This is a genomic window from Actinokineospora auranticolor (genome assembly GCF_041897805.1).
In the GTDB taxonomy this organism is placed as follows: Bacteria; Actinomycetota; Actinomycetes; order Mycobacteriales; family Pseudonocardiaceae; genus Actinokineospora; species Actinokineospora auranticolor.
Map to the genome: position 1 here is coordinate 2442167 of NZ_CP154825.1, position 12771 is coordinate 2454937.

The following is a 12771-nucleotide window of genomic DNA, read 5'->3' on the forward strand; positions in this document are numbered from 1 at the left end:
AAGAAATAGATAGCACAGATCACGGGGTGGTCGACATGGTCCAGACCGGTCGCCGACCGTTCTCGAACCGTTCCTTGTGAAGGCCATGCGGATGCGGTACCAATGGAGCGGAAGCGTTGGGGGAGCGTCTCTGGGGGTACGTGCGTGTATAGGGACCTGTCCGCTTTCGGAGCGGAACTGCGTCGTCGCCGTGTGTCGCGTGGCCTGTCGTTGCGGACGCTGGCCCGCAAGCTGGGGCTGCCCGGCCACAGTGGACTGGTCGACTACGAGCAGGGCAGGCGCCTGGTGCCCGCGCACCTGCTGGAGGCCTTCTCGCGCGTGCTCGACGACGGCAACGGCGAGCTGAGGCGACTCCACGACCTCGTGCTCGCCTCGCGCGCCGATCCGGCACCGGGCGTGTTCACGCCGGAGCGCACCGTACCGGCCTCCCCGTTCCCCGCGGACCTGGCCGACTTCGTCGGCCGGGAACGGGAGTTGGCCGACGTCGAGGCGTGGCTGGACCGGCCCGCGGCGGGCGCGGCGTCCCGGGTGCTGGCGGTGTCCGGGCCGCCCGGCATCGGCAAGACCAGCGTCGCGGTGCGCCTCGCGCACCGGCTGGCCGAACGGCGGCCCGACGTGTCGCTGTACCTCGACCTCGGCGGCTCCGGTCCCGCGCCGTTGGACGTCGGGCAGGCGCTGCACCGGATGCTCGTCGGCCTGGGGTTGCCCGAGACGGGCATCCCGGCCGACCTCGACGACCGGGCGGCGCTGTTGCGCTCTGTCCTCTGCGGACGGCGCGCGCTGATCCTGCTCGACGACGTCGCCGACGAACGCCAGGTCCGGCCGCTGATCGCGGGCGGTCCCACGATCACGGTGCTCACCAGCAGGAACCCGCTCGAGGGCCTCGACGGCGCGCATCACGTGCCGCTCGCGGGGCTGGCCCCGGGCGCGGCCGTAGACCTGCTGGCCGCGGTGATCGGCCCGGCCAGGGTCGCGGTGGAACCCGATGCCGCGCACGAACTCGTCGAGCTCTGCGCCCTGCTGCCGCTGGCCATCCGGCTCCTGGCCACCAGGCTGGCGACCTGGCCGCGCTGCCCGCTGGCCGACCGCGTGCACGACCTGGCCGTCGCCGAACAGCGGCTGGACCTGCTGCGGGCAGGCGACCGCACCGTCCGCGGCGTGCTCACCGCGGCCCACGACGCGCTGCCCGACCCCGCGCGCCGCCTGTTCCGCCGCCTGTCCCTGGTGCCGGGGCGGCACTTCGGCGTGGACGCCGCGGCGGTGGCCCTGGGGGTGACGCCCGCCACCGCGGGCGAGCTGCTGCGTGCCGTCGTCGACGCCGGGTTGGCCCAGGCCGCGCCGACGCCGGACAGGTACCGGTTCCACGACATCGTGGCGCTGTTCGCCGCGGACCGCTGCGCCGCCGAGGAGACGTCCGCCGACCAGGAGAAGATCCAGGCGGACCTGGTTTCCTGGGCGCTGACCACCGCGGCGCGGGCGGCCGGGCTGCTCGACCCCAGTGGCCGCGCGACCCCCGATCCCGACTCCCCACTTCGGACCGCCCGGGCGGCGACCCGGTGGCTGGACGAGGAGATCGACACGGTCACCGACGCGATCCGCCGCGCCACCGCCGCGGGCAGAGCGGATCTGGTGCACCCGTTGACGGCGAGCCTCCCCTGCTACCTGGACCTCCGCACGCGCTGGGATGTGATGGAGGAACTGGGGACGCACGCCCGCGCACTGGCCGTCGAGACCGGGGACCGGCGGCAGGAGGCGGTCGCGCTCAACTGCCTCGGCCTGGCCAGCCGCGAGTCGGGGCGCCCGGCCGCCGCGATCCGGTACTGCAAGCAGGCGGGCCTGGTCGCGGGCACGACCGGCGACGTGCTGGCGGAGGGCATCGCGCTGGAGGGGTGGGGACACGCCCTGGTCACGGCGCACCGGCAGGCCGAGGCGGTGCCGATCCTGCGGCAGGCCGTCGCGCTGCTCGCCACGCAGCCCCACCGGTGGTACGAGGCGGGCGCGCTGAACCAGCTCGGCCGCGCCCTGCGTGAGGTGCGCCACCACGACGAGGCGGTGACCCGGCACGAAGAGGCCATCGCCGTCTTCCAGGAGATCGGCGCCGTGCGCGGCGAAGGACTGGCCCGCACCCACCTCGGCGACACACTGGCCGCCGCGGGCCGCCTGACCGACGCCGCGGCCGCGCACGCCCTGGCGTACGAGCACTTCGCGCGGGACAGCGACGAATGGGGACAGGCGCTGGCCCTGCGCGGCCTGACGACGGCGAGGCTCGCCCAGGGCCGACAGGTCGAGGAAACCGCGTCCCCGCCCGAGGTCGAGCGTCGCTTCGACAGCACGCACGACGGGCCCGGCGCCCCGCGTCAGCTGCTCACCCGAATCGAGCAGGTCGGGCACCGGCAACCCGCGCCTGCACCGGGCTGAGGCGCGGCGGCGTTCCCGCGGTCACTCGGACGCGGACGGGATGCCCAGCCACGACAGCACCAGCGGGTTCTCACCGAGGTCCCACTCGGTGGGCGGAACGGCGTCGGATGGCCATTCCGGGTCGCGCCATGCCTTGTACACCAGGTCATCGGGATCGGGGAGACCGTGGACATCGCGCAACGCCACCACGCAGCGGGTCGTCATCGCGGTGTATTCCGCCGTCAGCGCGGGTAGTGGCGAGGAGCAGGCCCAGTTCGGCGGGGCGTTGTCGATCGGCGGTGTCCACCCGGCCGCGGCCAGGCGGCCGGTATCCGCGGGCGGCGCCCCAGCCTCGGCGTGCAGTTCGTGCTCACCGCCTGCGAACTGCACGAACTTCAGCGGATCGGCCCGCGAGAAGACGACCAGGAAGACCCGGTCCGATACCTCGCGCAACGCCTCGGTGAGACCTCCGGCGAACATGTCCCAAGTGGACACCTCGGTCACCTGCCTTCCGGGGTGCGGAACCGGACCATCACGGACCTAGACGACAGCGTGACGGTGATCTGAGCGGGCCCCGTCTCCCAGGTCGCGTCGGTGTGCCCGCGGTCGCGCCTGATGGACGGACGACCCAGCCGGTCCGCCCCTTGGCGCACCACCAGCGTGAAGAGGTCGCCGAGGAAGGCCCTCGACGCCGGTGTCTCCTTCGTGACCGCGTCCGTGATCCGGAAGCGCACGGACGACACGGTGTCGATGCCGGGCATCGACACCGCCGGTGGGGTGAGGGCCGGGTTGACCAGGTACCCCAGCCCGTCCTCGACCTCGATCGCCCAGCCGGGGCGGTCGACCGCTCGCCGTTGGGCGTCGGCGCGGGACAGCGGCCAGGGGAGACCGGCCCAGAAGTCGAGGGTTTCCCAGACCTGGGCCGGGGACATCACGGACTGGTCCACGTCAGCACCTCCGCAATCGCGTGGTGGGGCCGATCCCGCGTTCGGTCCCGGTCTGCGGCGGGCCGCCGGAGCACAGGCCACGCGCGGGCGTCTTGTCGCGGACCGCCCTGCCCACCCTCGTAGCCCGGTCGTACTGAACTGTCACGGGGACCTCCCGCGGGCCACTTTAGTTCGTGCTCCCTGCCGCGGCTGCGGGGCGTTCCTCCGGCGGAGGCGCAAGATGACGCCGGTCACGACGAGAGCGACGGTGACTCGCGTCCGCACTGTCCGCCGCCGGGTGCGACCACCTGCGGTGGCCGCACCCGATAGCGGTTTCCCCCTGAGCCCGCGTTGGCGCCGGGTTCGGTCAGGGGCTGACCAGCGGCGTGAACGCGGCCTGCACGTCGGCGTCCGTCGGCGTGACCTTCTCCTTCACATCGCCGGTCGACCGCAGGTTGTCGAGGAACTCGGGGCAGGTCGCGCCGCCGATCTCCAGCGTGGTGTCGGACAGCACCCGGCCGCTGGTCACCTCGATGGCGCGCACCGGGACCGCGATGCGGTGGAACGACACGGTGCTGCGCCTGCGGAGCCCGCCGACCTCGACGTAGCGGCAGGTCTCCGCGACCGAGCCCTCGCCGGACGGGCCCACGCACAGCACGACGGTCGCGTTCGCGACGTCGTCCACGACCCAGCCGCCGGGCAGGCGCTTGGTGAACTCGGTCGAGCCCGCGACGTACGCGCGGCCCGGCCGGGCGTGCGGCGGCGCGGCGGTGTACGCGGTGGACGCTTCGCAGTACCGCGGCCGGACGCCCGCCGAGGTGCCGAGCGCGGACCGCACCGCGTCCAACTCGATCGCCCACTGGGCCTTCTGCACGCCTTCCTTGGCGCGCGGCGCGAGTTCGTGGGTCGGGTACGTGTCGACCAGCATCTTGTACCGGGCGCGGGCGAGCGGGAACGACCGCTGCCCCATGTTGCGGTCACCGCACGACATCAGCGCCCGCGGTTCCAGACCGGGGACGACATCGGCCGCGCGGCCCAGCGCGTCGCCGTCGGGTCGGTGCTCGCGCAGCCACTGGGTGACGTCGGCGACCTCGCAGTCCTGGCGCTTGGGCAGGTCGGCGAGGAAACCGTCCAGCACGACCCGGACGACGTTGCCGTACGCCGGTTCGTCCCGCAACACGCCCGCCAACCCCCTGAACCCCTCGGAAAGCCCGACAGTGCGTCCGCTGAGCCCGGTCCTGAGCGTCGCGGCGGACGCGGCGATCCGCACGCACGTGCTCGTGGCGTGCTCACCGCGCGCCACGAGCGGCGGGTCGGCGAGCCGGTGCGCGAAGGACAACCGCTGCACCGCGGCGACGGTCCGGTCGCAGTCGCCGCTGTCGCGGGCCGCGTAGCCGTCGGACTCGATACCCGCCGCGTCGAGGCGCAGCAGTGTGACGACCAAGAGCACCGGGAGCAGCGCGGCACCGCCGAGCACCCGCTGCCGCCGCGGACTCGACACGGTGCCGCTCTTGGCCGCGAGCCACCACCCGTGCCAGGCCAAGACACCTGCCCACAGCACGAGCACCAGGTGGGAAAGCATGGTCCGGACCACGAGCGCGGAGACCAGCAGGTAGCCGATCGTCACCAGGACCGCGAGGACGGCGAGCCAACGCTTGCGCAGCAAGAAGTAGCCGATGCCGAGCAGGGAAGCGTTGCCGAGCGCGGCAGCGAGCGGGTCGACGGACGGCGGTGGGACGGGCTCCGGCTGTGGTTGGTCGAGTCGGACGTACCCGCCGGTCTCCGGCCCGGCGCCGACGGGGTGCGTCATCGTGGGGGACAGCACCGGGATGGGGCCGGTGTCGGGCTCGAACGGCACCGCGGGGGCCGGCGCGGGCTCGGGTTCGGTGCCCTCGTCCGGCTTTACCTCCGGCTCTACGCTCCGCTCCACGTCCGGCTCTACGCCCGGTTCCGCCTCCGGTTCCGCTGCCGGCTCCGGACGGCGCTCGGGGCCGAGGATCGGTGCCTGCGTCGACGCCGGTAAGGCAACCGTCTCACCGCCCACGTCCGGCGAGGTCTCGTCGTGCGGCTCCGGCGGCCTGGTCTCGTCCAAAGTGCTCCCCTTCACGGCTGGTCCCGGTCAGGACACAGGACCCACATAGTGGAGGTTCCCGCCACTCGCACGGACCGCGTTTGCCTGGTCGTGACCGAGAATCCGCCTAATGCCGCATCGCGCGGCCCGAAAGCCGCAGGGCGTAAGGGGATCGCACCACGCCATACAGCCAGGTGGACTACGTCCTGGCAGAACCGAGCCCCACTTCCCCAGCGCGTTCATGGCCACTCCGTGCGCCACGGTCCACCCGAGCAGTCCAATCCGCCAACCGGGCTACGACCAGTTCGCAGCTGTACCGCGTTGTACGCGCGATTTGTAGGCCGCGCGCCCACCACCAGCGGATCTCCCAACCGCCGGTGCCGCGGTCTGCCCCGACAGGTTCCACCTCGGTGCGCTCACCAAGCCCCATGGCAACCCGACCGGTACACCCCGCCTCCACGGGTTGACCTCCGGTAAACTCGAGGTTCGACAATATAGCCATGACGATGCGACAGACCACGGTGTCCGGCCACGCAGTCACCGCGGGCGTGCGAATCGACAGCTGGTGGCGGCTCCCCACCCCGGAAGAGGCCGACGCCGCAGCGGAGGCAGCGTTGGCGGCGATGCCCGCGGTCGCCGGTCTGCTGCGCTTCTCGGTCCTGCGCTCGCCGACCGAACCCACCCTGTTCCTCCAGTCGCTGTGGGTGGACGCACCCCATCGGGACGCCTACGTGCAGAACGTCGCGGCAGCGCCCCGCGCCGCGGTCGACGAAAAGGTGCCAACCATCATCCGCGACTGCGCGTTGACCGAGATCACCCACGTCATCGTCCACGCCGAAACCCCAGCGGCCTCATGGCGCACCCGACGGATCCCCACCACCGACCCCCACGCACTCGCCGCGGAGGAGGAAAGCCGCCTCCGCCGCACCCCGCCCGCGCCCCTGCTCCGCGCCTCGATCGGCATCACCCCCACCGAGGTCGTCGTCATCGAAGAGTGGACGGGCGTCGCACCCGCCCCTGCGTACCTACCGCTGGGCGCGGTCACCCCCGCGAACAACCTGCCGTAGCCGCCGACATCCGACCCACCGCCGATGGTTGTCTTGGCGGTGTGCGACACGGTGTGCGGAAGCTCCGAACGGGGGCCATCTCTGGTTGACGTCCCCCGTCCGGAGAGCCTTTCCGTTCGATCAGCCGATCGGCACGATCGTCCAGCGCTGCCATGCCAGAGAGCTGTCAGCGACCTGCGTCACCGGGACGGCGTTGTCCGTCCCGCCGTTCTGGGCCTCGATCACCTTGGCTGAGAACACGTTGCGCACGGCGAGCGTGCTATCGGCGGTGGTGGTGAACTCCCATTGTTGCGCAGTCCTGCCGTCGCAGGTGTTCTGGATGATGGCGACGCTGTTCGCGACGCTGCCCGCGTACAGGTCCATGCACTTGTGGGAGTGGTGGTTCTTCAACGCGTACCTGTTGTTGCCGAGGCTCACCACGTCCCAGACCTGCTTGGGGCCCGCCACGCATTGCCACAGCTCGGTGCCCGCGCCGTCGCGGAGCGGGTCTTCGCCAACACCCGCGACTTGGACGCACCGATCGGACTGGACGCCCTTGATCTCGATCGCGCTCTGCGTGACAGTGGTGGTCCGGTACGCCGTCGTAGAAGCACCGCCGTCGTTGCTCGAGTCGATCCGACCGTTCTGGAACTCCACGCGCGTGCCCTTGGGCAGTGCGCTGTGGTCGGTCGTCGGGTAACCGAGCCAGGACCGCTCAGCGCCGAGATCCCGCCACTTCTGCGCGACCGGCGCGCCCACCGTGTGAGCTCCGGTGTTGGGATGCCAGTAGATCACGCCGTTGTTGGCGGCGAAGTTGGCATACCGCCCGACGCCATCCGAGGTGGTCAGTACGTCGCTGACCGGGTAGCCGAAGGGGCCTGACTCGTAGTTGAGCGTGGCGAACTTCTGGTGGATCTCGCCGTTGAGGGCCACTGTTCCGTTGCGCTGGGTGAGGTATACGGAGCCAGAGGAGAAGCGCTGTGTCCGGGCGCCGTCGGTGCCGAACCCCACTTCATCACCGGTTGGGGTGCCCATACCGGCCTCGAAGCCCATGGTGGCGAACTTCCTGTGGACCTCGCCCTTGACCTGGCGGATGGCGCTCTGGGCGGGAACCCAGTAGATGGAGCCCGCGGTGAAGCGGCTGTAGCGCACGCCTGCGTCGCCGTACCCGGTCTCGTCGGTGCGCGGGTAACCGTACGGGCCGATCTCCCCGCCGGACCGCATCCAGGTCAGACCGACCAAACCATAGACTTCCCGCGCACCTGTCTGCGGGCTCCAGACGATGTAGTTGTGCTGACCGCTCGTCCGCTCGAATCGTAGGATCTGGCCCAAGCCGTCCGCGGCGGGCGCCTGGTCGACCATGGCACCGCCCACGGCCTTCGGTCCGCCGCGGGAGAGCAGCTTGTCGAGGAGCGGTCCGCTGTAGACCACGTGTACCGCGGTACGTCGGTAGCTCCCGAGGTCGTCGGAGTTGAGGTAGAGACGGCCCTTCGCGTAGGGCTTGTAGCCGAGGTTGCCCGCGTCGAGAACCGCATCGCCGATTGGCGCGCCCAGGTTGGCGCGCAGGACGGGTTCGGCAGCGTAGCGGCGGTCCATCGGAAGTAGCGGCTTGGGGGGCTCTGCGTGCACTCTCGGCGCGGTGTTGTTCGCCTCGCTGTCGTAGGCGCCGGTGACGAACAGGTACTTCCCGCTGACGTCCCTGGCCGGGCGCAGTGCGATGGTATTCGCGTCGCCGCGCACGCACCAGGTCGCGTCGGTCTTGAACGCGGTGGTGCCGTCCGACGGGTCGACTCGCGCGAGTACCCGCCTTGCCGGTGGACTGCCTGCCGCAGCGGATGCGCCCGAACGCCACCGCAGATAGTTGTTCGGCCTGAGGACGGATTGGAACGAATAGCACTCCGGGTTGCTCAACCCCGGCTCGACCTTCCAGGCCAGCTCGGGGTGCTCGCCCGGCGTCCACGGCGCGGCGGTGACATCGCCGTTGGTATCGGCCAGGTAGTACTCGTCACCGTTCTGCACTTCGATGCGCAACGACTGTGCCTGCCGCTCGTACTGGCCGACGCGGAGGAACTTCTCCCGGTCTGCCGGTCCAGCGGCCAACGCGGTGTCTGCGGCGGTGACGAGGTCGGGGTGTACCAGGCTGCCTGCCGCACGGGTGCGCAACTCGGTGATCTGCCGAATGACCTCTCGATCGCGCTTGTCGAGCATGATCTCGATGTCGCGCAGGTGAGCGTCCTTGGCTCCCGTGTCGATGAACTTCTTCCACTCCGCGGGGTTGCGGCTGCGCACAGCGGCCTCGGCCGAGCCGTAGACCTCGGTGTCACGCGGTGCGCGGTTCCACACCTCGATGACGAAGTCCTGGTCAGTGAGGTTGATCAGGTTCTGCGACTGGTCGCTGCCCAACCCCAGCGCGTGCCACGCGGCGTTGGCTTTCGCCTGGCGGGCCAGTTCCGCGGCTTTCTCGGCTTCCGTCCACGCGGTGTCCTCCTGGATCAGCCGGTCGAGGTCCTTGCGGTGCTCGTCGTGGATGCCGACGACGAGGAAGTTCCACTGCGCCTCGGCGGTACCCGGCAGCGCGGCGCGAGCAGCCTCCTTGACCGCGGTGTCCTTGTGCGAATCCGCCTTCAGGTCGAGGTAGACGATGAAGTCGTAGGTGGACTTGGCCAGGACCGTGTTGTCGATCGGCACGCTGATCGCCGCGGCGGCCTTCGACTTGACCGTGCGCTCCTCTTCCTGGCGCTGGCGGCGTTCGGTGACGGTCTTCCGGTCCTCCGTGCTGGCCGCGAAGATCCCAACTTTGATGAATTGTGTGCTGGTGTCCTCGCCGTCGGCGGCGAGCGCGCCGATGGCCGCCTCCTTGAGCGTCTGGTGTTCCGGCTCGAGCGGGTGCGGTTTGTCCAGGTCGTCGGCCGCGTAGTACAAAGCGCCCACGAAGTTGCGGTCTGTCAGCACAAGCAGGTCTGGGCCCGCCACCACCCCCAACTCCGCGGCGGCCTTGCCCTTTTCGATCTCCGTTGACTGCGCGGCCGCGACAGCTCGGACAATTTGGCGTGGAATGATGACATGCAGGACTTTGTCTACAAGGGTTTGCCCGCCAAGAAGGCGACCGGCGGCACTGCGTGTATTGTCAAGATTGTCTTTCGCAAAGGTACTCCTGCGACGCCGGTTGGTTACGACCCGAAAATAATGCATAAAGGACACCTTGTCGCGGCGGCCTTCGGAGGCTCCAACGGCGTGGAGAACGTTGTCCCGCTGTATGTCAAAGCAAACACTCCTACCATGAACCTTGATGTCGAAGCCGAGGTCAGGCGAGCGGTGCGGGCTGGGGATCGTGTGCTCTACCGGGCGACGGCGTACTACTCGGATATCAACGACGAATTGCCTAGCTTGGTATTTATCAAGGCGTGGGGCATGAAGACCTCGTTCCGCTGCTTCGCTGTGATCAGGAATGCCAAAAACTCGCCACGTACGGGCTGTGTGTAGATTTGTGGCGTCCGTACCACGTTGGGCGGGTAACGATGTCTGCCCAACGTGGTACTCTTCTTGGTCCTGTGCAGAGGAGTCTCGGTGGCTGGTTCGCGCAAGGTTGTCGAACAAATTGCAACACTGGCAGATTGGTCGGGGAGTTATTCTCCAAAGCTCGACTGGGATACAGTCGAGCGCCGATTGGGAACACCGTTTCCTGGTGACTTCAAGGAATTCGCGAGCCGATTCCCTTCGGGATTGTTTCGAGGTGTCATCAGGTTTTTGAACCCGATCCAGGATCGAGATTTTCTGGATCGGTTCAAGCTCGAGTTCGACAATAGTCTGACCCTTGCGCGATTTCTGTGGGAAGAGGAGGGTGCTTTCCCGCCGTTTCCGGAGCCTGGGGGCGTTATCCCGTGCGGGGGTGACGTCGCAGGCGGGGCGTTGATGTGGCTTCCCAGGTCCCCTGATCCCGATGAGTGGCACGTCGTGCACTTGGACAGGGATCTGGCGAGCGGCTACACAATTACGGAACACACTATTACTACTGCGCTCCTGGAGGTGATGAGTAGCAAAGACAAGCGCAACATCCTCGGCTGGGACCTGGCTGGAGAAGAGAGGTTCTTCGAACCCTTCTGAGCGGTCTCGCGCTGGAGTCGGGAGATCGCCGGTCGCAGCAGCGGTGTCGACGGCTCAGGGTGACCAACCGCAACAGGGGGTTCGGCTTCCTGCGAGTGATGTCGGCGAACGCTGAGACGGTTGCCGACATCCGACATCGCCTTGGCCTTGCCACCGGCAGGCGAGACCGCCCAACCGGCGCGGACGCCCTCATCCTGCCCTGGGTTGGGGCAAGCAACTGGCCACGTTGGCCGCCATGCTTCGTGCCGACGGCATGAAAGCCGATGCCGGGCGCATCGCCATCACCGTGGTGGGCACCCGGGTGGGGACCGTGCACGACCTGCTGAACCGGGTTGCCACCGACCCCGACACCGTGCGCTCGGCCTCGCGGGCGCGGTGCTCGAGCACAAGCTGGGCAAGCACGACGACTGGCTTGGACCGGAGCTTTGGTCGCGCAGTACGCCGCCCGCATGCTCGACATCCCGGGTGCGCGCTGCGGCCTTGGCCGTGCTGAACGGTCTGGATCACCAGCAGTTCGGTGGCCGAGTCGAAGACCGAGCCTGATGGAGAAATCTCGGAGCTTGGTCGCGATCCGGAGACGAGCTTGTTCACCGGGATCACGTGGTTGGCCGATGCCGGTGTGCCGGTTCACGTCTTGTGGGTGATCGCGAGGCCCGGAGCGCTGACACAACCCAGCGCTACATCCACCCGGACACACAGTCGATCATGAACGCGGGCGAACACCCGTCCGCGCATCTGCACGCACCTCGCGTGCTTCGGTTGAGGGTGGTCTAGGCAGTGTCCTGTAAGCCGGTGATCAGGGGAGCTGGTAGTTCTGGTGCGTGGTGAGTTGACCGATCGCGCGTGGGCGGCGATCGAGCCGTTGTTGCCGGTGTCCGGGCGTGGCCGTAGGTGGCGCGATCACCGGCAGGTGCTCAACGCGATCCTGTGGAGGCTGCGCACCGGCGCCCCGTGGCGTGACCTGCCCGACCGGTACGGACCGTGGAAGACCGCGCATGGGCGGCTGCGCCTGTGGACCGCGGACGGCACCTGGCAGCGCATCCTAGACTGGGTGATCGCCAAGGACGACTCCGTCTGCCGATGCGCATCCTGATCACACCCGGCCAGACGGGTGACAACCCGTAGCTGCTTGTGCCGCTGGACGGCATCCGCGTCGCCCGCATCGAGCCGGGACACCCGCGCGTCCGGCCCGATGCGGTGATCGTGTCGCACAAGTCGACCCGCGACGCGACGCGGACCTGCCGGATCACGTTCACCTGCCCCGAACGCAAGGACCAGATCGCCCACCGCGCGGCCCTAGGCTCACGAGGGAGACGACCACCGGCCTTCGACGCCGAACGCTACATGCAGCGCAACGTGGTCGAACGCTGCGTCAACCGACTCAAGCAGTTCCGCGGACTGGCCACCCGCTACACCAAACGCGCCGCCTACTACCAGGCCGAAATCGCCATCGCCGCCATCACCCTCTGACTGCGATCACGAATTACAGGACACGCCTAGCGAGACCCGGTGAGATGTGGTCCCTAGATAGTCCCCAAGGCCGTCCAGAGTGGATCTATTCATGATCGACACCAGCAACTAGAACAACATCCCTCACCTGCGAAAGCTCGCTGGTGAGAGGCGTTGTTTCGACCGTCGGGCTGACAGGCTTCGAACCTGCGACCCCTCGACCCCCAGTGGCGGCCGAGCATGGAGCTGACCAGCGAAAATAGAGAACCCGCTGCCTACGGTGGTGTGGTTGACGCAGATTGAGCGCACTTGACCCCAGTGGCGGCCGAACGTGGCCCTGACCAGTGAAAACAGAGAGCCCGCTGCGTGTGGTGGAACCGTTGACCTCCGTTGAGCGCATCTGACACTCGGTCAGGTCGGCATGGCTCTCCAGTCTCGCTCCTGCTCCTGCCCGGGGCTCGCCGTACAAAGATGGCTACCGACGACACGGCATGGGGCTTGCTAGGCGCAATGCGGGTGGAGCGCGGTTACGGGGTGAGGTCGCGCCAGAGCAGCCAGTAGGCCCATTCCTCGGTGGTGACGCCGCAGACGTGGCCGCCTGTAAGGGACATGGTGACGAACTCGGGTTCGCCGGGGTGCGCGACCAGGGTTTCGGCGAGTCGCAGCGGGCCGGGCCCTGGGCGGACGTGTGCCCAGGGGAGTGGGTTCTCATCACCTGTGGTGCTCAGCAGGAACGACCCGTCGGGCGCGAAGAGACCCTTGGCCCTGGCCAGGGTGA

8 protein-coding genes and 1 pseudogene are annotated in these 12771 nt (G+C 68.9%); 5 read left to right on the top strand and 4 right to left on the bottom strand.

Translation table 11 applies throughout. The features are described 5' to 3' along the window. Window positions 1–102: 102 nt before the first annotated feature. Window positions 103–2418 carry an NB-ARC domain-containing protein gene (locus tag V5P93_RS11210; RefSeq protein ID WP_104482488.1) on the top strand — a complete coding sequence of 772 codons (2316 nt, stop codon included), beginning with the start codon at window positions 103–105 and terminating at the stop codon, window positions 2416–2418. A gap of 21 nt (window positions 2419–2439) precedes the next feature. On the opposite strand, the gene V5P93_RS11215 is transcribed toward V5P93_RS11210, so the two are convergent. The 3 genes from V5P93_RS11215 to V5P93_RS11225 all read right to left on the bottom strand — a co-directional run bounded on the left by V5P93_RS11215 (window position 2440) and on the right by V5P93_RS11225 (window position 5415). Next, a complete protein-coding gene (locus V5P93_RS11215) occupies window positions 2440–2892 on the bottom strand; it encodes a hypothetical protein (protein ID WP_146108308.1) in 453 nt (150 codons plus the stop codon). Between the two features lie 5 nt (window positions 2893–2897). After that, the gene (locus V5P93_RS11220) at window positions 2898–3344 is read right to left on the bottom strand and encodes a DUF6301 family protein (protein ID WP_104482486.1); all 447 of its coding nucleotides are present in this window, start codon (window positions 3342–3344) and stop codon (window positions 2898–2900) included. 346 nt (window positions 3345–3690) lie between these two features. Continuing rightward, window positions 3691–5415: a hypothetical protein gene (locus tag V5P93_RS11225; RefSeq protein ID WP_104482485.1), complete on the bottom strand. Its 1725-nt coding sequence runs from the start codon at window positions 5413–5415 to the stop codon at window positions 3691–3693. A 479-nt stretch (window positions 5416–5894) separates the two neighbouring features. Here V5P93_RS11225 and V5P93_RS11230 point away from each other — a divergent pair, with 479 nt between their 5' ends. Further along, window positions 5895–6461, top strand: a complete 567-nt coding sequence (locus tag V5P93_RS11230) for a hypothetical protein (RefSeq protein ID WP_104482484.1) — start codon at window positions 5895–5897, stop codon at window positions 6459–6461. Window positions 6462–6581: 120 nt separating this feature from the next. On the opposite strand, the gene V5P93_RS11235 is transcribed toward V5P93_RS11230, so the two are convergent. Next, window positions 6582–9416, bottom strand: coding sequence for an RICIN domain-containing protein (locus V5P93_RS11235; protein WP_374066477.1), 2835 nt, complete (start codon window positions 9414–9416; stop codon window positions 6582–6584). 87 nt (window positions 9417–9503) lie between these two features. Between V5P93_RS11235 and V5P93_RS11240 the strand changes: the two genes are divergently transcribed. The 3 genes and pseudogenes from V5P93_RS11240 to V5P93_RS11250 all read left to right on the top strand — a co-directional run bounded on the left by V5P93_RS11240 (window position 9504) and on the right by V5P93_RS11250 (window position 12014). Then, complete coding sequence (locus V5P93_RS11240) at window positions 9504–9923, top strand: DNA/RNA non-specific endonuclease (RefSeq protein WP_104482540.1); 420 nt, start codon at window positions 9504–9506, stop codon at window positions 9921–9923. A gap of 84 nt (window positions 9924–10007) precedes the next feature. Further along, a complete protein-coding gene (locus V5P93_RS11245) occupies window positions 10008–10544 on the top strand; it encodes an SMI1/KNR4 family protein (protein ID WP_146108307.1) in 537 nt (178 codons plus the stop codon). A gap of 805 nt (window positions 10545–11349) precedes the next feature. Then, window positions 11350–12014, top strand: a pseudogene (locus V5P93_RS11250) (transposase). Window positions 12015–12771: the final 757 nt, after the last annotated feature.

Excerpts from the sequence above, each read along its gene's own strand:
- V5P93_RS11210 (WP_104482488.1), top strand. The coding sequence starts at position 103 with ATGGAGCGGAAGCGTTGGGGGAGCGTCTCTGGGGGTACGTGCGTGTAT.
- V5P93_RS11230 (WP_104482484.1), top strand. The coding sequence starts at position 5,895 with ATGACGATGCGACAGACCACGGTGTCCGGCCACGCAGTCACCGCGGGC.
- V5P93_RS11240 (WP_104482540.1), top strand. The coding sequence starts at position 9,504 with ATGCAGGACTTTGTCTACAAGGGTTTGCCCGCCAAGAAGGCGACCGGC.